The following is a 22,220-nucleotide window of genomic DNA, read 5'->3' as shown; positions in this document are numbered from 1 at the left end:
GTCACCCTGCTCGGCGCCTCCGGCTGCGGCAAGTCCACCCTGCTCAACCTGGTGGCCGGCCTCGACCGGCCCACCGCGGGCAGCATCGAGGTGCCCGGCGGCCGCCCCGCCCTGATGTTCCAGGACCACGCGCTGTTCCCCTGGCTCACCGCCGGACGCAACATCGAACTCGCCCTCAAGCTCGCCGGCGTCCCGCGCGCCGAACGCCGCGCCGAGGCCGAACGCCTGCTGGAACTCGTCCGCCTCGACGGCTCCCACCACAAGCGGGTGCACGAGCTGTCCGGCGGCATGCGCCAGCGCGTCGCGATGGCCCGCGCCCTCGCCCAGGGCGGCGAGGTGCTGCTGATGGACGAGCCCTTCGCCGCGCTCGACGCCATCACCCGGGACCTGCTGCACGAGGAGCTCATCCGGATCTGGACCGAACGGCGGCTCACCGTCCTGTTCGTCACCCACAACGTGCGCGAGGCGGTGCGGATCGGTCAGCGCGTCGTGCTGCTCTCCTCCCGCCCGGGCCGGGTCGCCCGCGAGTGGCGGATCGACCTGCCGCAACCCCGCCGGATCGAGTCCGCCGGGGTGTCCGACCTGTCCATCGAGATCACCGAACACCTACGTGGGGAGATCCGCCGCCATGGCCAGCACTGACATCCTCCCCGACGCCCTCCCCGGCCGGCTCCCCCGGCCGGGCGGACCCGCCGGGGGAGCCGGCCGCGCCGGCGGCACCTCCGCACCCGCCGTACCCGCCGTACCGGGCGACCCGGCCACCGACGCCGCCGGCGTCGTGGCCGGCTTCGACGCGCTGGAGACCGCCCCGGCGCAGCGCACCCCGATCGGCCGCCGGCTGCGTCAGCGGGTGCTGCCGCCGCTGCTCGGGGTCGCCCTGGTCCTCGGCCTCTGGCAGCTCGCCTACGGCCTGCACCTGACCACCCCGGACAAGCTGCCCAGCCCGGCCGACGTCTGGCACGCGCTCACCGATCTCTGGGACCGGGGCACGCTCTTCTCGATCATCTGGACCAGCGTCTGGCGCGGCGTCTCCGGCTTCCTGACGGCCGTGCTGATCGGCACGCCGATCGGTCTGCTCGTCGCGCAGGTCAGGCCGCTGCGGGCCGCCGTCGGCCCGGTGCTGTCCGGCCTCCAGTCGCTGCCCTCGGTCGCCTGGGTGCCCGCGGCCGTCATCTGGCTCGGCATCAACAACTCGGCCATGTACGCGGTGATCCTGCTCGGTGCGGTGCCCTCGATCACCAACGGCCTGATCGCCGGGGTCGACCAGGTGCCGCCGCTGCTGCTGCGCGCCGGCCGCACGCTCGGCGCGACCGGCGCCCGCGGCGCCCGGCACGTGCTGCTGCCGGCCGCGCTGCCCGGCTACCTGGCCGGCCTCAAGCAGGGCTGGGCCTTCTCCTGGCGCTCGCTGATGGCCGCCGAGCTCATCGCCTCCTCCCCCGACCTCGGCCTGGGCCTGGGCCGGTACCTGGAGAACCAGCGCGAGTTCTCGGACATGGCGGGCGTGCTGCTGGGCATCGTCCTGATCCTCGTCGTCGGCGTCGCCATCGACCTGCTGGTCTTCACCCCGCTGGAGCGCCGGGTGCTGCGCAACCGCGGGCTGCTGGCCGCTTCACACTGACACCTCACCATCCCCCCCGGCCACACCGGAAAGGGCGGTTCCGCCACGGAACCGCCCTTTTCCCGTCCCATCGCGCTCTCCAGTGGAATTCGACGCCCTCCCGACCCCCCCTTGAGGGGCTTCACCCATCGTGGCGATGGGCGATATTCCCCGATGATTGGAGATTGACATGGGCGCGAGACCCAGGTCCGTCCTGCGATCCCTATGGAAGAACTTCGCCGAGGGTCTGATGTGGATGGGGCGGGCGGCGACCGGAGTGTGTCCCCCCTACGAATGGCGGGACCTCAGAATCCCACCTGCCGACCAGCCCTGTCTGCCCCCCTTGTCGGATGAGGAGCTCGCCCGGTGGGCGGCGCTGGTCAAGGATCTGCGGTAGTCCCGGTAAACCCCCTGAGGAGGCGGTCAAATGCACAGCAATCTAATAGTGGCCAAGATGGACCCTCGTTCGAGCGCTGAGGTGGCTCGGCTTTTCAGCGCCTTCGACGAGACCGAGATGCCGCATCGCATGGGGACTCGGCGACGTCAGCTCTTCATGTACAACGGGCTGTACTTCCATCTCCAGGACTTCGAGGACGACAACGGCGGCCGGCTCATCGAGCAGGCGAAGGGCGACCCGCGCTTCGTCCGCATCAGCGACGACCTCAAGCCGTTCATCCAGGCCTACGACCCGTCGACCTGGCGCTCCCCCGCGGACGCCATGGCCCAGCGGTTCTACACCTGGGAGTCCGAATGACGGGCCGGCGGGTGGTCATCACCGGCGTCGGGGTGGTGGCACCGGGGGGAATCGGCGCGAAGAACTTCTGGAGCCTGCTCAGCGAGGGCCGCACGGCGACCAGGGGGATCACCTTCTTCGACCCGGCGCCGTTCCGCTCGCGCGTCGCGGCCGAGGTCGACTTCGACCCGTGGGAGCACGGGCTCGGCCCGCAGGAGATCCGGCGCACCGACCGCGCCGCGCAGTTCGCCCTGGTCACCGCCCGCGAGGCGCTCGCGGACAGCGGCCTGGACCTGCCCGGCCTCGCGCCGCACCGGGTCGGCGTGGCGGTCGGCAGCGCCGTGGGCGCCACCATGGGCCTCGACGAGGAGTACCGGGTGGTCAGCGACGGCGGCCGGCTCGGCCTGGTCGACCACGAGTACGCCGTCCCGCACCTCTACAACTACTTCGTCCCGAGCTCCTTCGCCGCCGAGGTCGCCTGGGCGGTCGGCGCCGAGGGCCCCTCGACCGTGGTCTCCACCGGCTGTACCTCCGGCATCGACTCGGTCGGCTACGCGGCCGAACTGATCCGCGACGGCTCGGTCGACGTGATGATCACCGGTGCCAGCGACGCGCCGATCTCGCCGATCACCGTGGCGTGCTTCGACGCGATCAAGGCCACCACCCCGCGCAACGACGACCCCGAGCACGCCTCCCGGCCGTTCGACCTCACCCGCAACGGCTTCGTCCTGGGCGAGGGCGCGGCGATGTTCGTCCTCGAGGAGCTGGAGTCGGCACGCCGGCGCGGCGCCCACGTGTACGCCGAGATCGCCGGCTACGCCAGCCGCTGCAACGCCTTCCACATGACCGGACTGCGCCCCGACGGCCGCGAGATGGCCGAGGCCATCCGGGTCGCGCTGGACGAGGCCCGGCTGAACCCCGAGGCCGTCGACTACATCAACGCGCACGGCTCGGGCACCAAGCAGAACGACCGTCACGAGACCAGCGCCTTCAAGCGCAGCCTCGGCGACCACGCCCGCCGTACCCCCGTGAGCTCGATCAAGTCGATGGTCGGCCACTCGCTCGGCGCGATCGGCTCGATCGAGATCGCCGCATCCGTCCTGGCCATGGAGAACCACGTGGTGCCCCCGACAGCGAACCTGCACAAGCCGGATCCCGAGTGCGACCTCGACTACGTGCCGCTGACCGCGCGCGACTGGCACACCGACACGGTGCTGACGGTCGGCAGCGGATTCGGCGGTTTCCAGAGCGCGATGGTCCTCGCCCGACCGGACAGGGGCACCGCGGCATGAGCACCCAGGTCGTGGTGACCGGCATCGGCGTCGTCTCCCCGAACGGCTTCGGCGTGGACGACTACTGGGACGCCACCCGCGCGTCCCGGAGCGGCATCGGCCGCATCAAGCGCTTCGACCCCGAGCAGTACCCGTCGAAGCTCGCCGGCGAGGTGGACGGCTTCACCGTGCAGGAACACCTGCCGAGCCGGCTCATCCCGCAGACCGACCGGATGACCCAGCTCGCCCTCGTCGGCGCCGAGCACGCCCTGGCCGACGCCGGGGTGTGCACGGATGCGGCCGACGAGTACGGCATGGGCGTGATGACCGCCAGCAGCTCCGGCGGCTTCGAGTTCGGCCAGGACCAGCTCCAGAACCTGTGGAGCCAGGGCAGCCAGTACGTCAGCGCCTACCAGTCCTTCGCCTGGTTCTACGCGGTGAACACCGGCCAGATCTCCATCCGGCACGGCATGCGCGGCCCCAGCGGCGTGGTCGTCAGCGACCAGGCCGGCGGCCTCGACGCCCTCGCCCACGCACGCCGACTGATCCGCAAGGGCAGCGACCTGATCCTCTCCGGCGGCGTCGACGCCGCCATCTGCCCGTGGGGCTGGGCGGCCCAGCTCACCACCGGGAGGATGACCACCGAGGAGCGCCCCGACCGGGCCTACCTCCCCTTCGACGCCGACGCCACCGGGCACGTGGTCGGCGAGGGCGGCGCCCTGCTGATCCTGGAGGACGCCGAGGCCGCCCGCCGGCGCGGCGCGACCCGGGTGTACGGCGAGATCAGCGGCTACGGGGCGACCTTCGACCCGGGCCCGGACAGCGGCCGGGAGCCGACCCTGCGCAAGGCGATCGAGATCGCGCTCGACGACGCGGGCCTGTCGCCGGGCGACGTCGACGTCGTCTTCGCCGACGCGGCCGCCACCCCGGAGCTCGACCGGATCGAGGCCGCGGCGATCACCGGGCTCTTCGGGCCCCGGGCGGTCCCCGTCACCGCGCCCAAGACGATGACCGGCCGGCTCGGGTCGGGCGCCGCCCCGCTGGACGTCGCCACCGCCCTGCTGGCCATGCGCGACGGGGTGATCCCGCCGACCGCGAACGTCACCCCCTCCCCCGACTACGACCTCGATCTGGTCACCGAGCCGCGGCACGCGCCCGTGACCACGGCACTCGTCCTGGCCCGGGGCCACGGCGGCTTCAACTCCGCCCTCGTCCTGCGTTCCGTCGACTGGAACTGACCACAAGAGAAGGAGACCAGGGTGAGCACCACCGGGTCGTCCACCGCTCAGCCTCCCGTCCAGAAGAGACGCATCCTCAGGCTGTTCCGCCCGTACCGGAAGAACCTGTTACTCGTCTCGTCCCTGGTCGCGGGCTCGTCCCTGGTCTCCCTCGTGAACCCCTTCCTGATCCGCGAGATCATGGACGTGGCGTTGCCGCAGGGCAGAACCGGGCTGCTGTCGCTCCTCGCCTTCGGCATGATCTTCGTCTCGATCGCCACCAGCACGTTCAACGTCTGGCAGACCCACGTGTCCGCCAAGGTCGGCCAGTTGGTCATGCACGACCTGCGGACCTCCGTGTACTCCCACCTCCAGCGCATGTCGCTGGCCTTCTTCACCCGGACCCGCACCGGCGAGGTGCAGTCCCGCATCGCCAACGACATCGGCGGGATGCAGGTCACCGTGACCACCACCGCCACCGCGCTGGTGTCGGACCTGACGATCGTCATCGCCACCACCACCGCGATGGTCCTGCTCGACTGGCGGCTGACGCTGGCCTCGCTGATCATGCTCCCGGGGTTCGTCTGGGTCAGCCGCCACGTCGGCGACGAGCGCCGCGTCATCTCCCGGGAGCGGCAGCACCAGCTCTCCGAACTCTCCTCGATCGTGCAGGAGTCGCTCTCGGTCAGCGGGATCATGCTCGGCCACACCATGGGCCGGTCACGGTCGCTGAGCGACAACTTCGCCCGGCAGTCCCGCAAGCTCACCGGCATCGAGGTGCGCGCCAGCACGGCCGGCCTCTGGTACCAGTCCACCATCTGGATCGTGATGGCCTCCATGCCCGCGGTGATCTACTGGGTGGCGGGGCTGACCTCGCACGGCGGCCGGATGGCCATCTCCCTCGGCGCCCTGGTCGCCTTCACCACCCTGCAGCAGAGCCTGTTCCGCCCGGCCCAGCGGCTGCTCACCATCGGGCTGGACATCCAGAGCTCGCTCGAGCTGTTCGGGCGGATCTTCGAGTACCTCGACCTGCCGGTCGACGTCGCCGAGCCGGAGCGGCCCGTCGAGCCGGCGGTGCTGCGGGGCGAGGTCCGCCTGCGGGGGGTGGGCTTCTCCTACGCGGGGGCGGAGCGGCCGACGCTGGACGGCGTCGACGTGACCGTCCCGGCCGGGCGCAGCCTCGCCATCGTCGGGGAGACCGGCTCGGGCAAGACCACCCTCAGCTACCTCATCCCGCGCCTGTACGACGCGACCACCGGCACCGTCACGATCGACGGCGTCGACGTGCGCGACCTGTCCTTCGGGACGCTCTCGGCCGCGGTCGGCGTGGTCTCCCAGGAGACCTACCTGTTCCACGCCACCGTCGCCGACAACCTCCGCTTCGCCAAGCCCGCCGCGACCGACGAGGAGCTCGTCGCGGCGGCGAAGGTCGCCCACATCCACGACTACCTGATGTCCCTGCCGGACGGCTACGACACGGTCGTCGGCGAGCGCGGGTACCGCTTCTCCGGCGGGGAGAAGCAACGCCTGGCGATCGCCCGGGCCATCCTGCGCAACCCGCCCATCCTGGTGCTCGACGAGGCCACCAGCGCGCTCGACACCCAGACCGAGCAGGCCGTCCAGGAGGCCATCGACGCGGCGAGCGCCGGCCGGACCACCATCACGGTCGCCCACCGGCTGTCGACCATCCGCGACGCCGACGAGATCGTCGTGCTGGAGCGCGGCCGGGTCGCCGAGCGCGGCACCCACGAGGAACTGCTCGCCCTCGGCGGCCACTACGCGGCGCTCGTCAACCGCGACACCGAGATGGCGGTCGCCTGAGCCGGCGCCGCGAGAGCGCGGCCCGCACCGAGACGACGGGACGGCGCCACCGGGAGGGTTCCCGGGGGCGCCGTCCCGTCGTCCCGCCCTGGCGCCGTCCCGTCACGGCGCCCGTCCCCTCGTCCCGTGTCGGTGCCCCCGGCCCGGCCGCCGGGTGGGGGGCCACCGCCGCGCCGTGGGACCGCGGGGGCGGTGCGGCACCCGTCGGCGAGCGACCCGCCGTCCGTCGCCCGGCCGCCGGCCGCACCGTCCCCGCCGCGGCCGCGGGCGAGCCGTCCGCTCCGGCACGGTCGCCCCCGGCGCCCACCCCCGCGGACCACCCCGCCCCCGGGAACCACGAGTGCCCCGCGCCGGTGGCCGGCGCGGGGCACTTCGGGCGGACCCTCACGGACTCAGGGGTTCAGCACCCAGGCGGAGTGGTGGGCGCTGAAGCCGATGTGCGGGTAGTACTCCGTCGCGGCGGGGGCCGACAGCAGGACGATCTTGGCCTGCGGCGCCTCCTTGCGGGTCGCCTCGATGAGCTCCCGGCCGATGCCGGACCGCTGGTGGCTGCGGACGACGGCGATGTCGGACAGGTAGGTCACGTAGGCGAAGTCCGAGACGCTGCGCGCGATGCCCACGAGCTCGCCGTCGACGCGGCAGGTGACGACCAGGTTCGCGTTGCGCACCATGGCCGCCATCCGCTCGGTCTCGTCGACCGGCCGGCGCTCGCCGAGGCCGGACTCCCGGTAGACCCGCAGAACCTCCTCGAGGTCGAGGTCGGGACCGCTCTCCCGCTCAATGCTCCAGCTCACGAAGGCTCTCCAGTCGCTTGTAGATGACGTCATGGTGGACCAGGAAGCGCTCCGGTCCCAGGTGGTCCGTGGCGACCCCCTCGGCCCTGAGCCGGCCGAGGAAGTCCTCCCCGTTCGCGGCGTCCTGGATCATCCGGTAGGTCCGCTCCCGCTCGCTCCCGCCCTCCAGCAGGTCGGCGAGCACCGCCGAGCTGTACACCAGCCCGTTGGTCCGGTCGATCGCGTCGCGCATCCGGCCGGGGAAGACCTGCAGGCCCCGCACCAGGTCGGCCGCCGAGGTCACCTGGTAGTGCGCGACGGTCATGGCGTCCGGCAGGACGACCCGTTCAACGGAGGAGTGGGACAGGTCCCGCTCGTGCCAGAGCGCCACGTTCTCCAGCATCGTCCCGGCGTACCCGCGCAGCAGCCGGGCCAGCCCGGTGAGGCGCTCGCCGGTCGTCGGGTTGCGCTTGTGCGGCATGGCGCTGGACCCCTGGTACGCGACGGTCCGGGGCTCCTCCACCTCGCGGACCTCGCTGCGGGACAGCAGCCGCACCTCGACGGCGATCTGCTCGACGCAGGCGCCGAGCGTGGCGATCGCCGCGACGAGCTGGGCGTGCCGGTCGCGGGCCACGACCTGGCTCGGCGCCGGCTCCACGCCGAGGCCGAGGGCCGCGCACACGTGCTCCTCGACGAAGGGGTCGATCAGCGCGTACGTCCCGACGGAGCCGGAGATCGTGCCGACCGCGACCTGCTCGCGCGCCTGCCTCAGCCGCCCGACCGAGCGGTCGACCGCGAAGGCGAAGCCGGCCAGCTTGTGGCCGAAGGTCGTGGGCTCGGCGTGCATGCCGTGGGTGCGCCCGATGCACGGGGTGTCCCAGTGCTCGACCGCCCTCTCCACCAGCACCCCGCGCAGGCGGGCCGTGGCGCCGATCAGGACGTCGCAGGCCCGGGCCAGGGTGGACCCTAGCGCGGTGTCCACCAGGTCGTAGCTGGTCATGCCGTGGTGGACCCAGCGGGCCGAGTCGTCCGGCAGGTCCTCGCAGAACGCGGCGAGGAAGGAGAGGATCTCGTGGTCCCGCTCGCGTTCGAGCTCCGCGACGCGCGCCGCCGACGGCACCCGCGCCCGCCGGATGTCCGCCAGCGCGCCCTCGGGCACCCGCCCGAGCAGTGCCTGCGCCTCGGAGGCCAGGACCTCCACCTCGGCCCAGGTGGTGTACCGGGCCTGGTCCGACCAGAGCTCCGCCATCTCGGGCAGTGAATAACGGGGTATCAAGACCGACGTACCTCCTCGGGGATGGCCACCGGGCCCCGCGGACGCGAAGGCACGGCGCAGCGGCTTGCTCAGGCGGCCTTGCGGACGATCTCCACGGCCTTGCCGTCCAGGAGGGTCTGCACGGCGTCCTCGCCGGCGATGTCCATCTCCATGTCGTGCAGGCGGCCCAGGACGAACTGGATGACCTTCTCGGTCTGCGTCTCCTCGGTGCCCTCCCAGACGAGGTCCGGGAAAACGGTCAGGTAGACCTTGTCGTTGCCCTGCGAGTAGATGTTCACTTCCATGATGTCGCGCAGCGCCATGCGAGCGTTGTAGATCAGGCTGTTCATGGGTGCCACCGTCTTTCGGTATCGGATTTCCTGCGGCTTCGTCGCCACACGCGGTGACCCCATGGTGGTGGGCCGCCGACGGTGCTGACTTCTTCGATGTTGCCATCGTCGACCCCGTGAAAACGAGGCCCGCGTTCATCCCGTTCAACTGCGCGAAATCCGCAATCGAACACCGCCGCCAATTGCCGGTGATTGACAGAAAAAGCCGCCACTGGGGAACATCGATGCAGCCCATAAATGCGTCAGGCCGTCTCACAAAAAGCATCCGGAGTGCCATGAAAATCCTGTTCATCACCACAGGCAGCCAGGCCACCTACTACGCCGCCGCCCCGCTGGCGACGGCCGCGCGCAACGCGGGCCACCAGGTCATCCTGGCCGCCCACGAGCCGTGGGTGGAGACCGCGGAGGCCATCGGCCTGCCCACGTTCTGCTTCACCGTCGACCCGATCCGGCACTTCATGCGGATCACCAACCCGGGCCGGGGCCTGCGCTTCCCCCGCGAGCTCGGCGACCAGGAGATGATCGGTCAGGGCCGCGGCTTCGCCCGGATGGGTCTGGCCGGCGTGGAGTCCCTCCTGGAGCTGGCGAAGGACTGGACCCCCGACGTGGTGGTCGGCAGCTCGCAGAGCTACGCGGCGATGCTGCTCGCCGCCCACCTCAAGGTCCCGTACGTCCGTCAGGTCGAGTACCTGGGCATCCCGCTCACCGGCATCGACCCCGGCGCCGAGGAGGAGCTCCGCCCCGAGCTGGAGCGCCTGGGCGTGGACGGGCTGCTCAAGCCCGACCTGCTGCTCGACTCGACCCCGCCGTCGCTGCGCCCGTCCCACGACCCCGCCGCCCAGTCCGTGCGCTGGATCCCGAGCAACCCGCAGCGCCGGCTCGAGCGGTGGATGTACACCAAGCCCGAGGGCCGTCGTCGCGTGCTCGTCACCTCGGGCTTCCGCAGCCTGATGTTCCGCGACCCGGGCTGGTCCATGCCGCTGCTGGTCAGCGAGCTGGACAAGCTGGGCGCGGAGGTCCTGATCGCGGCCTCCCCCGGTGCCGCCGAGCGCTTCGGCTCGCAGCTGGGCGACGCCCGCGTCGGCTGGATCCCGGTCGACGTCGCCGCCGCCACCTGTGACCTGGCGGTCCACCACGGTGGCGCCACCACCGCCACGACCCTGATGGCGAACGGCGTGCCGCAGCTGATCATCCCGGAGAACCCGCCGGAGTTCCCGCCGAACTACCACCGGGAGGCCATCGCCAAGGCCATCAGCGACTTCGGCGCCGCCAAGACGCTGTGGCCGCAGGAGCAGGAGCCCGACAAGGAGCCGGGCGCCGTGATCGCCGCGGCCTGCAAGGAGCTGCTGGAGACGCCCAGCTACACCGAGCGGACCCAGTTCCTCGCCAAGGAGATCGCGTCCCTGCCGACCCCCGGCGAGATCGTGCCCAAGCTGGAGGCGCTCGTCTGACCCACCCGGCGGGTTCGCCCCCGGTGACCCGGATCGCCCCGAGACCACGGAGCCCCCTCCGTCGGCTTCGGGGCGATCCGCGTTTTCCCGGCCCGCGCGCCGACGGCGGACGACCGCCGGTGGCGGGCCGCCGCGGCGGCCTTCCGCGGCCCCGCGGGGCGGGCCAGCGCCACGGACGGAGGCCCCGGGGCGTAGCGCGGCGCCCCTGCCCGGCCGCCCGGCGCCCGGCCGCCGCCCGTCCGCCGGCCCGTCAGCCCGTCAGCCCGTCAGCCCGTCAGCCCGTCCGGGCAAACGGAATGCCGGCCGGTGAGACTACCGGCCGGCATGGCGACGATCTGGTGCACGGGATCAGGGGGCGACGAGGGCCTCCAGCTCCCGCAGCACCTCGGACGGGGTCGGCAGCGACGCACTCTCCTTCGCGAGCAGCCGGGTCCGCTCGGCGAAGCGCGGGTCCGAGAGGATCTCCCGGCAGCCGGCGGCGATCACCTCGTCGGGGGTCCGGCCCGGTTCCGGCCGGTGCTTGTCGACGATCAGGGCGGCGCCGAAGTCGCGGACGGCCTCCGCGACGGCCTTGCCGTAGCCGTTGTCGGGGATGATCAGCTGCGGCACGCCCGCGTTGATCAGCGTCATGGCGGTGGTCGCGCCGCCGTGGTGGACCGCCAGGTCGCAGGTGGGGGCAACCACGTCCAGCGGGATCCAGCCGATCCGGACGTCGCCGAGCTCCGCGCCGAACTGCTCGGCGGCCTCGGGCAGTGCCGCGATCAGCACCTCGGCCCCGGCCGCGGTGAGCCCGTCGACCAGCCCCCGCAGCGAGCTCCCGGCGGCGTCGAGCACGAGGTTGCGGGTCCCGGCGGTGATCAGCACCCGCTTCCGGCCCTCGGGCCGGGTGTACATCCAGGGCTCGACCCGGCGCTGGCTGACCCGGGGCACCCAGCGCATCGACCGGGCTTCGGGGGCGCCGGCCGGGCGGACGGAGGGCGGGCAGAGGTCGATGAAGAGGTCGGGGGCCGGGAGCTCGGACAGGCCGAGGCGCTCCAGCTCCGGCTGCAGCTCCTCCACCGCCTTGCGGTCGCGGCGCGCCATCGGGGCGATGTGCCAGATGTGCCGGACGTAGGGGACCTTCAGCTTGGCGGCGAGCGCCCGCGGGACGTGGGAGAGGCCGCCGACCACGAGGTCGGGGGTCCAGGCCCCGGTCAGTTCCAGCAGGGCGTCGATGCGGGCGGTGGCGGTCATGGCCTCCTGGCCGTACCGCATGCGCTCGGGGGTGATGCAGACGGCGGGCAGGCCGACCGAGGCCGCGGCGGCCATCAGCGGCTCGTCGGCGGCCACCAGGATCTCGTGGCCGGCGTTCCGGGCGGCCGCGGCGAGCGGGGCGACGCCGAAGACGGCCGCCTGGCTGCCCCCGACGGTGAACAGGATTTTCACGGCGATCGAACCTCTTTCGGTGGGAGGGGAATTCGGTGTTCCGGGACCCCGCTCGGTCAGCCGGCCTGCGCCATTTCCATGATGTATTGGCCGTAGGACGATTTCGCGAGACGGCTGCCGAGCCGGAAACAGGTCTCCTGGTCGATGTAGCCCATGCGCCAGGCGATCTCCTCGAGGCAGGCGATGCGCACGCCCTGACGGTGTTCCAGGACCTGCACGTAGTCCCCGGCCTCCATCAGCGCGTCGTGGGTCCCGGTGTCGAGCCAGACGAATCCGCGGCCCAGCGGGATGAGCGTGGCCTCGCCGCGCTCCAGGTAGACCCGGTTGAGGTCGGTGATCTCCAGCTCCCCGCGCTCGGACGGCCGGAGTTGCCGCGCGATGTCGACGACCTGGTTGTCGTAGAGGTAGAGCCCGGTGATCGCCATGTTGGTCTGCGGCTTCTCGGGCTTCTCCTCGATCGCGACGAGCCGGCCGCGCTCGTCGACGGTGCCGACGCCGTAGCGCTCCGGGTCGCGCACGGGGTAGCCGAAGAGGACGCAGCCCTCCAGGTCCTGCGCGGCCCGCTGGAGCATGGGCCCGAACTCGTAGCCGTGGAAGATGTTGTCGCCCAGCACGAGGGCCACCGAGTCGTCGCCGATGTGCTCCTCGGACACCAGGAAGGCGTCGGCGAGCCCCCGGGGCTTGTCCTGCTCGGCGTAGGTGAGGGTGATGCCGAGCCAGGAGCCGTCGCCCAGCAGCCGGCGGAACATCTCCTGGTCCTCGGGGGTGGTGATGATCTCGATCTCGGTGATCCCCGCCAGCATGAGGGCCGACAGCGGGTAGTAAATCATCGGCTTGTCGTAAACCGGGAGCATTTGCTTGGAGACACCGAGCGTGATCGGATGGAGCCTCGTACCATTGCCGCCGGCCAGGATGATGCCCTTCACCGTGCCGCCTCCTCAGTGGATTCGTGCCAATTAGGCGAATGACCGCACTTTATATCGGGGGAAGTGGCGACCGAAAGAGACCTTGCGACCCGGGGCCGCGTTTATCCGCGGGTGTTGACGGACAAAGCGGCGGCTACCTACGCTGACCTCATCCCGATTCAGGCACGTGAATTCCTCTTGTCGCTTAGGTGGACCTGTGAAAATCGAAGATCTGTCACCCGTTCACGAATCCGAGCGGGGCCCCGGCATCGGCATCATCGGGTGCGCCGACATCGCCGTCCGGAGGGCCCTGCCGGCGATCCGGCAGTCACCGTTCCACCTGGTGGCGGTGGCCAGCCGCTCCCAGGAGAAGGCCAAGAGCGTCGCGGCCCCGTTCGACTGCGAGGCCGTGGCCGGCTACGACCGGCTCCTCGAGACGCCCGGCGTCGACGCCGTCTACATCCCGCTGCCGAACAGCCAGCACGCGGAGTGGGCGCACCGGGCGCTGAGCGCGGGGAAGCACGTCCTGATCGAGAAGCCCGCGGTGCCCAGCGAGGAGACCGCCCGGTCCCTCGTGGCGCTCGCCGAGGAGCGCGGACTGCTCATCATGGAGAACTTCGCGTTCCTGCGGCACCCCCAGCACGAGCTGGCGCGCTCCCTGCTGGCCGAGGGGGCCATCGGCCGGCTCCGGGCCTTCAACGGCGCGTTCGGCATCCCCCCGACCGACCCGAACGGGATCAAGTACCAGGCCGACCTCGGTGGCGGGGCGCTCTGGGAGGTCGGCTGTTACCCCGTCCGCGCGGCCCAGGAGTACCTCGGGGACTCCGCGCGGGTCCTGGGCGCCGGGCTGGAGTTCGACGGCGGCCTGGGCGTGGACGTCTCCGGGGTGGCGCTGCTGCGCGGCGACGACGGCGTCACCGCGAACTGCTCCTTCGGCCTGTCGCACAGCTACCGGTCGACCTACGACCTCTGGGGCAGCGAGGGCCGGCTCGTGCTGGAGTGGGCCTTCACCCCCTCCCGGGACGCCCGCCCCGTCCTGCGGCTCCAGCAGCGGGACCGCGAGACCCTGATCACCGCCCCCGCCTCGGACCAGTTCCTCGGCGTCTTCACCGCCTTCCACGACGCCGTCCGCGACCCGGCGGCGCGGCCGGCCCACCACCACGAGCTGGTGCGGCAGGCCGCCCTGATGGCCCGGATCCGCGAGCACGCCCTGGGCCAGGAGGGCCCGGTCGGCGGGACCGGGTGAGGCGGTCACGGGAAGGGGAAAGGGAACGGCAGCCGGAGTCCGCGGACTCCGGCTGCCGTTCCCTTTGGCGTCGTGCTGGCGTCGTGCGCCTGCCCGTCCCGCGGTCGTGCGGATGCTCGTGGTGCGGGCGCGTCCCGGTCGGTGGCCGTCCGGCCGGCGGGGTGCTCCGGCGTTCCGGCACGGCCGCTAGCGGCCGCCGTTCACCAGCGCGGGGAAGGGCCGGGGGAGGCACTCCTCGTAGGTGGGCAGCAGGCCGGCCGCCGCCGCCTCGGCCAGGGTGGGCGCCGCGGCGTCCTTGTCCGAGCGGATCGGCTCCTCCTTCAGGTCCCAGGGCAGGCCCAGGGCCGGATCGAGCGCGTCGACGTCGATCATGGTGCCGTGCACGTACTCCTGCGAGCAGAGGTAGCTCATGCAGGTGTCGTCGCTCAGGGCCAGGAAGGCGTGACCGATCCCGTCGGGCAGGTACACCGCCGTCCCCGTCTCCGGGCTCTGGTACGTGACGTCGTAGTGGCCGAACGTCGGCGACCCCACCCTCAGGTCGACGGCGATGTCGAGCGCGCTGCCGCGCACGCAGGTGACGAACTTCGCCTGGCCGGGCGGGACCTTGGTGCCGTGGATGCCCCGGAGGGTGTTCCGCCTCGACACCGAGTAGTTGACCTGGCGGACCGCGAACTCCCAGCCGCTGGCGGCCAGCAGGGCGCTGGTCTTCACCGACTCGAAGAAGTACCCGCGGCGGTCGCTCAGGGTCTCCGGCTCGACGCGGTACGCGCCGGGGACCGTCATTTCCGTGATCAGCACCGAATGCTCCCTCGCTGGCTCAACCGGTCGGGGCCGGACCGGCGCCGGCCGCCTGGGCGATCCGCTGCCGCATGGCCGCGGAGTCGTTGGCGTGCGGGAAGTCCTCCTCGGGGACCTCGACGCCGAGGAAGGCGCAGAGCGGCTCCCACCCCTGCTTGACGTCGTACACGAGGACGTTGTCCGCGCCGAGGGCCCGCACGACCTCCTCGTTGTGCCGGTGGTACGCCTCGATGGCGTGGTCCTTGTCGGTGAACCGGCCGCCGAAGATGCCGTCCCAGACCATCGTGCTGGTGACGCGGAGCAGCCGGTCCTGGTGGGAGCCGGGCTCCGGCGGGTTCTCCGCGCTGCGCAGGACGAACTGGAAGAGGGTGTCGTGGGTGCTGCGGTACCAGCCCTCGGCGTCGCGCACCGTGAGGATCACCTTGGCCTCCGGGAAGGCCTCGCTGATCTGCCGGTAGTAGACGGCGCAGGGGCCGTCCACGGCGGAGGTGCGGCCCTCGAAGAGCGCGGCCCAGTCGGGTTCGGCACCGTCGCAGACGACCTTCTCCCACTCCTTGAGCCGGGTCTCGTCGCCGACGATGTCGAACATGTGAAAGCAGGGGCCGAGACCGAGCCGGTCCAGGGCCACCTGCAGGGACGTGGTGCCGGTCCTGCCCAGGCCGGCGTTGATGAGCTTCAACACGGTGGTCGGGCTCCTTCTCAGCGCCAGACGGCGGGTTCCTGGTTGGTGGCGACGTTGACGCGGTTCCAGAAGTTCACCAGGCCGATGTGCATGACCAGCGCGCCGAGCTGCTCGTCGGTGTAGTACTGCGAGGAGTCCTCCCAGACCGCGTCCGAGGCCATGTCCTGCGGGTCGGTCATCAGGGTGACCGCCTCGGCCATCTCCAGCGCGGAGCGCTCGGCTCCGGTGAAGCAGGACTCCTCGCGCCAGGTGGCGACCTGCGGCAGACGCTCGTCCTTCGGCCCGTCCTTGCCCGGCTCGTCGGTGAGCAGGTAGACCCGGCCGTTGATCTCGCTGACGCGCAGCCGGATGAGGTCGAGGGTCGACTGCGGCACTCCGACCTTGCCGATGACCTCGGTCAGGTCGAGCAGGGGCTGCAGGGTGCCGGGAACGACCAGAGAAGGGTTGTCCATCCGTGGGGTCATCGGGTCTTCTCCTGAGTGATAAGTGCGCCTGAATTACCTTCCGAAACATGCTGCTAGGAGCCCGCCGCATTCGCAAGAAATCCCGTTCAACTGAGGAATGCACGCAGATGCAACACCGGCAATCGGCAAGTTGCGGGAAATTCGGCCGATGTCCTGTAGTGGACTCGTGTCAGTCCCCACCACAACGACGAGGCAGTCGATCTGCCGCAGCATTCCCGAAACCCGGAAATTCCTCCTCGAAGGTCATTCCACGGTCGCCGGGCACGTGCTGGACGTGCTCGGCGCGATCCGCGCCACGGACCCCTCCCTCGGCGCGTACGTCGAGGTCGCGCAGGCCCGCGCGCTGCGCGAGGCCGAGGCGGCCGACCGTCTGCTGGCCGCCCTCGGCCCGGCCGCCTTCCGCGACCGGCCGCTGCTCGGCGTCACGGTATCGGTGAAGGACCTCATCCAGACAGAGGGCCTCCCCACCAGGCGCGGCTCGCTGCTGCCCAACCGGCGGCCCGCCGCCGACGCCCCGTCCGTGGCCCGGCTGCGGGCCGCGGGCGCCATCGTCGTGGGGAAGACGACGACGTCGGAGTACGGCTGGAGCGCGAGCACCGTGTGCCGGGTCTCCTCCCCCACCCGCAACCCCTGGGCGCTCGGCCGGACGGCCGGCGGCTCCAGCGGCGGCTCGGCGGCCGCGGTGGCGGCGGGCCTGTGCACCGCCTCGCTCGGCACCGACGGTGCCGGGTCGGTGCGCATCCCCGCGGCGTTCTGCGGCGTGGTCGGCTTCAAGCCCTCCTACGGCCGGATCCCCTACGTGCCGCCCTGCCCCGAACGGCTCTCGCACGTCGGGCCGTTGGCGCGGACGGTGGCGGACGCCGCGGCGCTGACGGCGGTGCTCGGCGGCGCCGACCCGCGCGACCCCGACTCGGGGACGACGCCGCTCGTGGCCGCGGCGGAGCCCGCCGGGCTGCGCATCGGCTGGATCGAGTTCCCGGGGACGTCCGGGCCGGTCCGCGACGTCACCGAGGGCGTCCTGCCGGTGCTGGCCGCGCTGGGGCACCGGGTCGACCGGATCGAGGTGCCGTTCCCCGACCCGTACCGCGCCCTGGTGGACATCCTGGCCGCCGCCGACGCCCACGGCACCGCGCCGGAGGACGACCCGGGGTGCGACCCGGGCCGGCTCGCGATCGTGCGCTACGGCCGCTCCCTGGGCGCCGCCGCGGTGGCCCGCGCCGAGGAGACCAGGCTCGCCCTGCGGGCCCGGCTGGCCTCGGTGATGGAGTCCCACGACCTGCTGGCGATGGCGACCGTCCCGATCGAGGCGTTCGCCGCCGAGGCGATCGCCCCGCCGTGGGCGGCCGACCCCGAGGACCTGCGCTGGCTGTCGTGGGCCCCCGCGGCCTACCCGTTCAACCTGACCGGCCAGCCCGCGCTGTCGCTGCCGGTCGGCCTCACCCCGGCCGGGCTCCCGGTCGGGCTCCAGCTCGTGGGCCGGGTCGGTGCCGACGGCCTGGTGCTCTCGACCGCCGAACTCGTCGAGACGGCGCTCGGCCTCACCCTCACTCCCCCCGGCATCACAACGGAAGGAAGATGATCATGGTTTCCAGGTCATGGTCCCTGCACGGCGGCGACGAGAGCGTGGGGCGCCCCTCGTTCGTCGCCGAGTTCGGGCTCTGGGACGAACGGCAGGCCGCCGCCGCCGAGCAGGTCGAGCTCCAGCTGGACGAGGTCGACCTCGTCCGGGTCGTGTTCTGCGACCCGCACGGGCTCGCCCGCTCCAAGACCGTGCCCGCCGGCGTGTTCCGCTCGGTGCTGCGCAACGGCATGGACTTCAGCGCCGGGCCGTTCCTCTTCGACACCGGCCACGCCGTCGCCGTCGACTTCCTCGCCGACGCCGGCGTCGGGGTCGGCGAACTGCGCGGCGCCGGCGACTTCGTGCTCGTCCCGGACCCGCGCACCTTCCAGGTGCTGCCGCGGACCGAGCCGCGGACCGCCTGGGTGCTCGGCGACGAGTACCTGCGCGACGGCACGCCGCACCCGCTCTCCGCCCGCAACGTGCTGCGCCGGGTCTGCGCCGACTACGCCCGGCACGAGCTGTCCCCGGTCATCGGCCTCGAGGTCGAGTGGTACCTCACCCGGCTGACCGGCGGCCCGGTGGGCAACGAGGGCAACGGCTTCGGCCTGCAGGGCCCGGCCCCGCAGGTCGAGGCGGTGAACCCCGGCTACCAGTTCAACCTGGACAGCGCCTACGACTCGGTGGCCCACGTCGCCGACCCGCTGGCCGCGATGCTGATGCGGCTCGGCCTGCCGCTGCGCTCCTTCGAGCACGAGTCCGGCCCCGGGCAGCTGGAGACCACCTTCAACCCGATGCTCGCCCTGGACGCCGCCGACGCCATGCTGCTGTTCCGCACCCAGCTCAAGCAGGAGTGCCGGCGGCGCGGCTACCACGCCTCGTTCATGACGCTGCCCCGCCTGGACAGCTTCGACCCCAGCGGCTGGCACCTCCACCAGTCGGTGACCAGCGCCAAGACCGGCGTCAACCTCTTCGCCGAGGGCGACGGCCTGCAGGACGCCATCTCCGCCGAGGGCCGGGCCTACACCGAGGGCCTGCTGTCGCACGCCCGCGAGTTCTGCCTGCTCTCCGTGCCGACCGTGAACGGATACCGGCGCCTGGCACCGGAGTTCACGCTCGCGCCGACCTCGGTGGACTCGCGGTTCGAGGACCGCAGCGCTATGGTCCGGATACTCAGCGGCGGCAGCTCGACCCACGTCGAGAACCGGATCGGGGAGCCCTGCGCCAACCCCTACCTGGCCATCGCCTCCCAGCTGCACGCGGGCCTCGACGGGCTGCTCGCCGGCGTTCCGGAGCAGCCCGCCGCCCACCGGCCGCTGCCCCGCACCCTGCACGAGGCACTCGAGGCCTTCCGCGCGAGCGACCGCGCCGAACGACTGCTCGGCGCACCGCTCAAGTCCTGCCTGGCGAAGCTCAAGGAGAGCGAGGCCCGCCGGTTCGACACCTGGTGCGCGGCCGAGCTCCCGGAGAGCGCGCCCGGCGGCGTCACCGAATGGGAGCAGCGCGAGTACTTCGGCGCGTTCTGAGCCACCCGCACGGGCGCCCGACCGCCGGGCGCCCGCCGCACGAGCAGTCCCGCACGACCTGACGGGCCACCACTTGTGAGGAGAAGACCATGCCATGGGTGAAGGACACTCCTTCAGTCACCACCACCGCGCGTGAGGAACGGATCGCCCGGCGGTCCCGCGACGAGAACTGGAAGAAGCCGCCGCGCCGCATCGAGACGTCCGAGTGCATCACCTGCGACACCTGCCTGCGCAGCTGCCCGGCCGAGTTCGGCGCGATCTTCGACAACGGGCTCAACGTCCAGATCATCCCCGAACTCTGCTCGGGCTGCCCCAAGTGCGTGATGGTCTGCCCCGTCGACTGCATCTACGTGGACGAGGAGTGGACCGCCACCGAGGACCGGATGTGGGACCACGTCGACCTCACCGCCAGGGGCACTTCATGACCCTGCCCACCGAGCGGGACGACACCCTCACCCGCAGCGCGGCGCTGGCCAAGGCCCGGCAGAGCCGGCGGCCCAGCCGGCTCGGCCGCCCCGCCGGCGCCGGCGGGCCCGACTACCTGACCCCCGAGGACTCCGGCTTCCCGGCGCTGCTCGCGCAGACCTGGCGGCGGGCCGCGGCCGCGCCGGACCTCGCCACCGCCGTGGACACGCTGCTCACCCTCGCCGGGCACGTCCCGGCCGACATCCAGCTGCGGGCGCTGCCCGTCGAGGACGAGGCCGCGCTGAAGGTCCTGGTCGGCCGGTCCTGGCGGGACGACGGCCGGGCCCCCGACCGGCCCGGGGACGCCGCCACCGCGTTCCTCGGCGAGATCGGGCTGGACCGCAGCGGCCGGCTCGCCGTCCGCGTCCCGTCCCGGGGCGCACTGAGCGACACCGCCGACCTGGTCGACGGCGTCCTGCGGGTGCCCTGGACCGCCGAGGACCTCGCCGCCTACCGGACCGAACTGGCCCTGGCCGCCGAGCGCTGGCGGCAGTCCGTCGCCGACGGCCGCCGGTGGCTGGCGGCGGCCGGCCCCGAGGGCCGGCGCGAGCTGCTCGACACCCTGAAGGAGGCGGCGCTGCGGACCGCGCCGTTCGTCCTCTACGTCGGCGAACGCCAGTACACCAACTTCCGCGACCGGAACAACCTGACCGGCAAGACGCTGCGGCCGGGCCACCCCGACTGCACGCTCACCAGCCTGGGGACGGTGCCGCTCGACCTGTGGGCGGACGGCGACGTCCTCCTGGTGGTCTGCCTCACCCTGCTGGTCCGCTCGGCCGGCTACGCCCGGATCGAGGAGGCCAACGGGACCCAGCTGACGCTCGACCACGTGGCCCTGCTGCTGGAGCGGACCCGCACCGCCTACAACGCGGCCGCCGGGGAGCTGCCGCCCGTACCGGCCCCGGACGGGCACGGGGTCGCCGCGCTCGACGCCCTCGCCGGGGCCCTGGCCGCGCGGCGCCGGGAGCTCGTCGGGAGGGTGCAGCTCTACCGGGAGATCTACGGCCCGCTGATGCACAAGATCGAGCGGGTCGCGGGCCCGGTCAAGGACGACGCCCGCCGGCTGGAGGCCGAGCTCTGCGCGCGGCTGCGCGAGCGGCTCCCCGTCGCCGGGGACACCCTCGACGAGCTGACCGCCTCCGTCGCGGCGTCGCCGGACTGGCTGGCCGGACCGCACGGCGCCTTCGGCACCGGGCTGGAGTCCCTGGTGCACGAGAGCGTGCGCGCGGCGACCGCGGTGTTCGACGCCGACTTCGCGATGAGCCGGGGGATGCGCTCGCTCCCCGCACTGATCGCGGCGCTGCGCGCCGAGGAGTACGCCAGGATCGCCGAGTGGGAGATCCCGCACTTCTTCTGCTGCGTCGTCCCGTCGGAGGACTCCCGCCGGCTCTTCGGCGGCTCCGCCGCGCACCTGGCCGACACCGCGTGGGCGATCTCCTCGCGGATGCAGTACAACTCGTGGCACTTCCTGGTCGGCAACCTCCCGAAGGTGCCCGAGATCGCCGCGCGCGACCACTTCGTGCCGCCGGTGATCCCGGACGTCGCGTACTACTCCGACCAGCACCACAACGGCCACGTCGCGGCCCGGGTCCGCTTCACCGTCCGCAGCCCGCAGGCCGTGGAGGTGCTGGGGCGGACGTTCAACGGCTTCATGGACCTGCGGCTGCTGCGCTGCGAGGGCCTGCCCTTCGACGAGCAGGACCTGCTGGCGGCCCACCGGCTCTCCGGGTTCGTCGCGCGGGCGACGAGCCGGGCGGCGGCGCTGGTCGCCGCCGGAGCGCAGGTCGAGGTCTCCTCCTTCGACTCCCGGTGGCACTGGGACTCGATCGCCGGCTGACCGCACGAACCCCGAAGGGGCCCCCGGCTGACTGCCGGGGGCCCCTTCGGGGTTCGTGCGGTGCGGGGGTCAGACCGCCACCGGGTCGCCCGCGGAGCGGGTGTGCACCGGGCGGTAGCCGTTCCAATCGGCGCTGGTGATCAGCGAACCGCGCTTGGCCCCGAAGCCGCTGCGGGCGGTGGACCAGTCGGCCTCGGCCTGGGTGCGGAAGGCGTCGTAGGCCTCCTTGCCGGCCCACTGGGAGTAGACGACGACGAAGTCGTTGTCGGTGCCGACCGTCGCCAGGGTGCTGTCGCCGCCCTGCAGGTTGCGGGACCGGATGCCGCGCAGCACGGTCCGCGAGCGGTAGCCGGGGACGTCCAGCAGCCAGGAGTGGGCGGTGCTCTCGTGGGCGACCAGGGCGCGCTGGTCGGCCGGGTCCACGCCGAGCACCTCGATGACGGTGTAGTCGTCGCGGTCCGGGGAGACCTCGGTGACGTCACCCAGCGACGGGTGGCGCAGGCTCGACTCCACCTCGTTCTGCATCAGCCGGACGTAGGTGGTGATCTCCCGGAAGACCGGGACGGTGTGGTGCTTGAACTCGCTGTCGTTGTACCGGGACTCCAGGTCGTCCATGCCGCGCCACTGGATGAAGTTCAGGGTGCCCGGGGTGTGCTCGCCGCGGTGCACGGTGCTGGAGATCCAGCCCGGGAAGTCCGCGGTGTCGACGATCTTCGACATCTCCTTGACCAGCGTGTCCACGCGGTCGCGGGAGTCGGTCTTGAACAGGTTGAGGACGGTCAGGTGCCCGTCTTCGGGGTTGATGAACGGCATGCTTCCTCCTTGGTTAGCGTGGACTTGGTCAGC

The 22,220-nt window shown here is 72.3% G+C and carries 21 protein-coding genes; 12 read left to right on the top strand and 9 right to left on the bottom strand.

Annotated elements, in window-relative coordinates:
* From ACIA8Q_RS28455 to ACIA8Q_RS28430, 6 genes are all read left to right on the top strand, one after another.
* Positions 1 to 642 (top strand): ABC transporter ATP-binding protein (locus ACIA8Q_RS28455; protein WP_363365747.1); only part of this gene is annotated, 642 nt, incomplete at its 5' end.
* A complete protein-coding gene (locus ACIA8Q_RS28450) occupies positions 629 to 1,618 on the top strand; it encodes an ABC transporter permease (RefSeq protein WP_387900754.1) in 990 nt (329 codons plus the stop codon). The genes ACIA8Q_RS28455 and ACIA8Q_RS28450, both read left to right, overlap by 14 nt.
* A 406-nt stretch (positions 1,619 to 2,024) precedes the next feature.
* Positions 2,025 to 2,351, top strand: a complete 327-nt coding sequence (locus ACIA8Q_RS28445) for a TcmI family type II polyketide cyclase (protein ID WP_360223258.1) — start codon at positions 2,025 to 2,027, stop codon at positions 2,349 to 2,351.
* Positions 2,348 to 3,622 carry a beta-ketoacyl-[acyl-carrier-protein] synthase family protein gene (locus tag ACIA8Q_RS28440; RefSeq protein ID WP_360223255.1) on the top strand — a complete coding sequence of 425 codons (1,275 nt, stop codon included), beginning with the start codon at positions 2,348 to 2,350 and terminating at the stop codon, positions 3,620 to 3,622. The genes ACIA8Q_RS28445 and ACIA8Q_RS28440 overlap by 4 nt, the downstream gene beginning before the upstream one ends.
* Positions 3,619 to 4,839 (top strand): ketosynthase chain-length factor, encoded by a 1,221-nt coding sequence (locus tag ACIA8Q_RS28435; RefSeq protein WP_360223252.1) that lies wholly within the window; start codon positions 3,619 to 3,621, stop codon positions 4,837 to 4,839. Before ACIA8Q_RS28440 ends, ACIA8Q_RS28435 begins: the two co-directional genes overlap by 4 nt.
* Before the next feature lie 21 nt (positions 4,840 to 4,860).
* The gene (locus ACIA8Q_RS28430; protein ID WP_396317915.1) at positions 4,861 to 6,639 is read left to right on the top strand and encodes an ABC transporter ATP-binding protein; all 1,779 of its coding nucleotides are present in this window, start codon (positions 4,861 to 4,863) and stop codon (positions 6,637 to 6,639) included.
* A gap of 392 nt (positions 6,640 to 7,031) precedes the next feature.
* Here the strand turns inward: ACIA8Q_RS28430 and ACIA8Q_RS28425 are convergent, their stop codons facing one another.
* The 3 genes from ACIA8Q_RS28425 to ACIA8Q_RS28415 form a co-directional block, all read right to left on the bottom strand.
* Positions 7,032 to 7,433, bottom strand: coding sequence for a GNAT family N-acetyltransferase (locus ACIA8Q_RS28425; RefSeq protein ID WP_396317914.1), 402 nt, complete (start codon positions 7,431 to 7,433; stop codon positions 7,032 to 7,034).
* Positions 7,417 to 8,688 (bottom strand): adenylosuccinate lyase, encoded by a 1,272-nt coding sequence (gene purB, locus ACIA8Q_RS28420; protein WP_387900750.1) that lies wholly within the window; start codon positions 8,686 to 8,688, stop codon positions 7,417 to 7,419. Before purB ends, ACIA8Q_RS28425 begins: the two co-directional genes overlap by 17 nt.
* Before the next feature lie 68 nt (positions 8,689 to 8,756).
* The gene (locus ACIA8Q_RS28415; RefSeq protein ID WP_360217309.1) at positions 8,757 to 9,017 is read right to left on the bottom strand and encodes a hypothetical protein; all 261 of its coding nucleotides are present in this window, start codon (positions 9,015 to 9,017) and stop codon (positions 8,757 to 8,759) included.
* A gap of 275 nt (positions 9,018 to 9,292) precedes the next feature.
* Here ACIA8Q_RS28415 and ACIA8Q_RS28410 point away from each other — a divergent pair, with 275 nt between their 5' ends.
* The gene (locus ACIA8Q_RS28410) at positions 9,293 to 10,468 is read left to right on the top strand and encodes a nucleotide disphospho-sugar-binding domain-containing protein (RefSeq protein WP_360217312.1); all 1,176 of its coding nucleotides are present in this window, start codon (positions 9,293 to 9,295) and stop codon (positions 10,466 to 10,468) included.
* A 348-nt stretch (positions 10,469 to 10,816) separates the two neighbouring features.
* On the opposite strand, the gene ACIA8Q_RS28405 is transcribed toward ACIA8Q_RS28410, so the two are convergent.
* Together ACIA8Q_RS28405 and rfbA are read right to left on the bottom strand one after the other, a co-directional pair.
* Positions 10,817 to 11,893 (bottom strand): nucleotide disphospho-sugar-binding domain-containing protein, encoded by a 1,077-nt coding sequence (locus tag ACIA8Q_RS28405; RefSeq protein ID WP_360217315.1) that lies wholly within the window; start codon positions 11,891 to 11,893, stop codon positions 10,817 to 10,819.
* Between the two features lie 56 nt (positions 11,894 to 11,949).
* Positions 11,950 to 12,819, bottom strand: a complete 870-nt coding sequence (gene rfbA / locus ACIA8Q_RS28400; protein ID WP_360217317.1) for a glucose-1-phosphate thymidylyltransferase RfbA — start codon at positions 12,817 to 12,819, stop codon at positions 11,950 to 11,952.
* Between the two features lie 196 nt (positions 12,820 to 13,015).
* Between rfbA and ACIA8Q_RS28395 the strand changes: the two genes are divergently transcribed.
* Positions 13,016 to 14,044: a Gfo/Idh/MocA family oxidoreductase gene (locus tag ACIA8Q_RS28395; protein ID WP_360217320.1), complete on the top strand. Its 1,029-nt coding sequence runs from the start codon at positions 13,016 to 13,018 to the stop codon at positions 14,042 to 14,044.
* Positions 14,045 to 14,230: 186 nt separating this feature from the next.
* Here ACIA8Q_RS28395 and ACIA8Q_RS28390 read toward each other — a convergent pair whose 3' ends face one another.
* From ACIA8Q_RS28390 to ACIA8Q_RS28380, 3 genes are read right to left on the bottom strand one after another with little or no spacing between them, the layout of a single operon-like run.
* Positions 14,231 to 14,842 (bottom strand): dTDP-4-dehydrorhamnose 3,5-epimerase family protein, encoded by a 612-nt coding sequence (locus tag ACIA8Q_RS28390; RefSeq protein ID WP_360217323.1) that lies wholly within the window; start codon positions 14,840 to 14,842, stop codon positions 14,231 to 14,233.
* A gap of 19 nt (positions 14,843 to 14,861) precedes the next feature.
* Positions 14,862 to 15,524 (bottom strand): sulfotransferase family protein, encoded by a 663-nt coding sequence (locus ACIA8Q_RS28385; protein WP_360217326.1) that lies wholly within the window; start codon positions 15,522 to 15,524, stop codon positions 14,862 to 14,864.
* 17 nt (positions 15,525 to 15,541) lie between these two features.
* Positions 15,542 to 15,976 (bottom strand): carboxymuconolactone decarboxylase family protein, encoded by a 435-nt coding sequence (locus tag ACIA8Q_RS28380; protein WP_396317913.1) that lies wholly within the window; start codon positions 15,974 to 15,976, stop codon positions 15,542 to 15,544.
* A gap of 277 nt (positions 15,977 to 16,253) precedes the next feature.
* Between ACIA8Q_RS28380 and ACIA8Q_RS28375 the strand changes: the two genes are divergently transcribed.
* The 4 genes from ACIA8Q_RS28375 (at position 16,254) to ACIA8Q_RS28360 (ending at position 21,374) form a co-directional block, all read left to right on the top strand.
* Positions 16,254 to 17,567, top strand: a complete 1,314-nt coding sequence (locus ACIA8Q_RS28375) for an amidase family protein (RefSeq protein ID WP_360217332.1) — start codon at positions 16,254 to 16,256, stop codon at positions 17,565 to 17,567.
* 2 nt (positions 17,568 to 17,569) lie between these two features.
* On the top strand, positions 17,570 to 19,072 hold the full coding sequence (locus ACIA8Q_RS28370; protein ID WP_360217335.1) for a glutamine synthetase family protein: 1,503 nt from the start codon (positions 17,570 to 17,572) through the stop codon (positions 19,070 to 19,072).
* Between the two features lie 89 nt (positions 19,073 to 19,161).
* Positions 19,162 to 19,497: a 4Fe-4S dicluster-binding protein gene (locus ACIA8Q_RS28365; protein WP_360217338.1), complete on the top strand. Its 336-nt coding sequence runs from the start codon at positions 19,162 to 19,164 to the stop codon at positions 19,495 to 19,497.
* Entirely contained in the window at positions 19,494 to 21,374 is a 1,881-nt protein-coding gene (locus ACIA8Q_RS28360) for a hypothetical protein (RefSeq protein ID WP_360217341.1), read from the top strand. Before ACIA8Q_RS28365 ends, ACIA8Q_RS28360 begins: the two co-directional genes overlap by 4 nt.
* Before the next feature lie 69 nt (positions 21,375 to 21,443).
* On the opposite strand, the gene ACIA8Q_RS28355 is transcribed toward ACIA8Q_RS28360, so the two are convergent.
* The gene (locus tag ACIA8Q_RS28355; protein WP_360217343.1) at positions 21,444 to 22,187 is read right to left on the bottom strand and encodes an antibiotic biosynthesis monooxygenase; all 744 of its coding nucleotides are present in this window, start codon (positions 22,185 to 22,187) and stop codon (positions 21,444 to 21,446) included.
* Between the last annotated feature and the right edge of the window lie 33 nt (positions 22,188 to 22,220).

Source organism: Kitasatospora sp. NPDC051705, assembly GCF_044453265.1.
GTDB lineage: Bacteria > Actinomycetota > Actinomycetes > Streptomycetales > Streptomycetaceae > Kitasatospora.
Note: the sequence above shows the minus strand (reverse complement) of the source record. Positions and strands in the feature narration are given on the sequence as shown.

Bases quoted from the DNA above. Each gene is read 5' to 3' on its own strand.
- ACIA8Q_RS28450 (WP_387900754.1), top strand. From the start codon at position 629: ATGGCCAGCACTGACATCCTCCCCGACGCCCTCCCCGGCCGGCTCCCC.
- ACIA8Q_RS28445 (WP_360223258.1), top strand. From the start codon at position 2,025: ATGCACAGCAATCTAATAGTGGCCAAGATGGACCCTCGTTCGAGCGCT.
- ACIA8Q_RS28440 (WP_360223255.1), top strand. From the start codon at position 2,348: ATGACGGGCCGGCGGGTGGTCATCACCGGCGTCGGGGTGGTGGCACCG.
- ACIA8Q_RS28435 (WP_360223252.1), top strand. From the start codon at position 3,619: ATGAGCACCCAGGTCGTGGTGACCGGCATCGGCGTCGTCTCCCCGAAC.
- ACIA8Q_RS28415 (WP_360217309.1), bottom strand. From the start codon at position 9,017: ATGAACAGCCTGATCTACAACGCTCGCATGGCGCTGCGCGACATCATG.
- ACIA8Q_RS28410 (WP_360217312.1), top strand. From the start codon at position 9,293: ATGAAAATCCTGTTCATCACCACAGGCAGCCAGGCCACCTACTACGCC.
- ACIA8Q_RS28380 (WP_396317913.1), bottom strand. From the start codon at position 15,976: ATGGACAACCCTTCTCTGGTCGTTCCCGGCACCCTGCAGCCCCTGCTC.
- ACIA8Q_RS28370 (WP_360217335.1), top strand. From the start codon at position 17,570: ATGGTTTCCAGGTCATGGTCCCTGCACGGCGGCGACGAGAGCGTGGGG.
- ACIA8Q_RS28365 (WP_360217338.1), top strand. From the start codon at position 19,162: ATGCCATGGGTGAAGGACACTCCTTCAGTCACCACCACCGCGCGTGAG.
- ACIA8Q_RS28360 (WP_360217341.1), top strand. From the start codon at position 19,494: ATGACCCTGCCCACCGAGCGGGACGACACCCTCACCCGCAGCGCGGCG.
- ACIA8Q_RS28355 (WP_360217343.1), bottom strand. From the start codon at position 22,187: ATGCCGTTCATCAACCCCGAAGACGGGCACCTGACCGTCCTCAACCTG.